Source organism: Pantoea dispersa, from assembly GCF_014155765.1.
GTDB lineage: Bacteria > Pseudomonadota > Gammaproteobacteria > Enterobacterales > Enterobacteriaceae > Pantoea > Pantoea dispersa.
The window spans coordinates 1-2,121 of the sequence record NZ_SCKT01000012.1 but is presented as its reverse complement, the minus strand read 5'-3'; the positions used below and the strand labels follow the sequence as shown (position 1 = coordinate 2,121).

At 54.2% G+C, this 2,121-nt stretch carries 5 protein-coding genes; all 5 read left to right on the top strand.

All coding sequences use genetic code 11. The features are described from left to right. Positions 1-94 precede the first annotated feature (94 nt). Genes H7K56_RS21750 through H7K56_RS21730 form a run of 5 tightly spaced genes read left to right on the top strand, consistent with a single transcriptional unit; the run spans position 95 to position 2,087 of the window. Complete coding sequence (locus H7K56_RS21750; protein ID WP_150361830.1) at positions 95-424, top strand: head-tail connector protein; 330 nt, start codon at positions 95-97, stop codon at positions 422-424. A gap of 1 nt (position 425) precedes the next feature. After that, on the top strand, positions 426-815 hold the full coding sequence (locus H7K56_RS21745; RefSeq protein ID WP_150361829.1) for a phage head closure protein: 390 nt from the start codon (positions 426-428) through the stop codon (positions 813-815). Then, complete coding sequence (locus tag H7K56_RS21740; protein WP_150361828.1) at positions 808-1,314, top strand: hypothetical protein; 507 nt, start codon at positions 808-810, stop codon at positions 1,312-1,314. Before H7K56_RS21745 ends, H7K56_RS21740 begins: the two co-directional genes overlap by 8 nt. After that, positions 1,311-1,871, top strand: coding sequence for a phage tail terminator protein (locus H7K56_RS21735; protein ID WP_150361827.1), 561 nt, complete (start codon positions 1,311-1,313; stop codon positions 1,869-1,871). Before H7K56_RS21740 ends, H7K56_RS21735 begins: the two co-directional genes overlap by 4 nt. A gap of 3 nt (positions 1,872-1,874) precedes the next feature. After that, on the top strand, positions 1,875-2,087 hold the full coding sequence (locus tag H7K56_RS21730) for a DUF2635 domain-containing protein (protein WP_150361826.1): 213 nt from the start codon (positions 1,875-1,877) through the stop codon (positions 2,085-2,087). Positions 2,088-2,121 lie beyond the last annotated feature (34 nt).

Here is a 2,121-nt window from a genome sequence, read left to right as displayed (position 1 = left end):
CAGAGCCAGAGCCAGAGCCAGAGCCAGAGCCAGAGCCAGAGCCAGAGCCAGAGCCAGAGCCAGCAAAAGGTAAAAACAAAAAAGGCTGAACACCATGCTGCTGACGCTCGACGAAATTAAACAGCAATGCCGGCTGGAAAATGATTTTACGGAGGAAGATCGGCTGCTGGAATTATTTGCCCTGGCTGCAGAGGCAAAGGCGGTGACCTACCTTAATCGCAATCTATATAAAACGGTGGACGACATTGCCCCGCTTGATACTGACGGCATTGTGATCACCGAGGATATTCGCCTTGCTCTGCTGATGCTGGTCAGTCACTGGTATGAGCACCGCGGCTCTGTGTCAGAACTGGAGATGACTGAGACGCCTCAGGCGTTTGAGTTTCTTCTCTACTCACGCCGCCTGCCTGTGTCGGGGTACTGATATGCAGTTACGGTCATCAAATACCAGCGCTGTATTCACGCTGCCCGATCCCGGTGAGCTCAACAAGCGCATTCATCTGCGGCAGCGCATAGATCAGGCGGCAGCGGATTATGGCGTGGAGCCGGTTTATCAGAATGAAAAGGATGTTTGGGCAAGGGTCCGACAGGTGGGGGCCACTACCTATCACGAATCCATTCAGGCTGATGACATCATTACCCATTACATCACGATCCGTTTTCGCCAGGGTATCACTTCGGATTTTGAGGTGGTGTACGGCGGCAACATCTACCGGGTCAAGCGCCTTCGCGACCTCAATTCAGCTGGCCGTTATCTGCTGATGGAGTGCGAGGAACTGGGCGCGGTAAATCGAGATGGAGAAATGTATGGCTAAGCCGCTGCTGCATGTCGATTTCGACCAGCCAAAAGAGCTCGTTTTTAACCGCGGCAGGATGCGTAAGGCCTTCGTGAAAATAGGCCAGGTGCATATGCGTGACGCCCGAAGGCTGGTGATGCGTCGTGGTCGTTCATCACCGGGGGAGAATCCGGGATTTCGCACTGGCAGGCTGGCGCGCTCAATCGGTTACTACGTCCCCCGGGCATCAAAAAATCGTCCAGGCATGATGGTTCGAATTGCTCCCAACCAGAAGCGGGGCGAAGGCAACCGGCTCATTGACGGCGATTTCTATCCGGCCTTTCTCTTCTATGGGGTCAGGCGCGGAGCTAAGCGCGCTAAAAGCCATCATAAAGGTAAGTCAGGCGGTAACGGATGGCGTATCGCACCGCGTAAGAACTATATGGCGGAAGTGCTTGAATCCCGGAAGAGCTGGACGAGTTACGTCCTCAGAAGTGCGCTGCGCACCTCCCTCAGGCCAGAAAGGAAAAAGAAATGAAGCTTTCTCTTATAATAGCTGCGCTTCGCGCGCGGTGTCCGCGCTTTGCAGGCAACGTGGCCGGCGCGGCGGAATTCAAAGCCATTCCTGAAACCGGAAAAATGAAGTTACCCGCGGCTTACGTGGTACCCACTGAAGACGTTACTGCCGAACAAAAGTCACTGACCGACTACTGGCAGAACGTGACCGAAGGTTTTGCAGTTGTCGTTGTGCTGGACAATACCCGCGACGAACGCGGGCAGGCATCAGGCTATGACGCGGTGCATGATGTCCGGGGCGAAATCTGGAAAGCCCTGCTGGGCTGGGAACCGGATGAAGACGCGGGTCCGGTGGCGTATTCAGGTGGCCAGCTTCTGGATATGGATCGTGGCCGCCTCTATTACCAGTTTGAGTTCATGCTGACGCGTGAAATTACTGGCGAGATGACGCGCCAGCAGGACGATCTCAATGCTCTGGATGAATTCAGAGAAATTGATGTCGACGTGGACCTCATCGGCAAAGACCAGAAACCAGACGGCATCATCGAACACAAACTTCGGGTCAACCTCAGCGAGTAACCAATGAAACTAAAACCTGTTGCCGGGCGATCAGTTCCTGATCCAGCCCGTGGCGACCTATTGCCCAAAGAAGGGCGAAACGTCGAGATGAGCACTTACTGGCTCCGCCGTATCAAGGCCGGAGATGTTACGGAAGTCAAAGCAGATAGCAAAACCTCTGCAAAAGACGCAATTAAACAAGGTGGCGTGAACCGTACCGGGTTTTCGGGAGACTAAACTCTCAGTGAAAGGAGACCCGAAATGACATCCA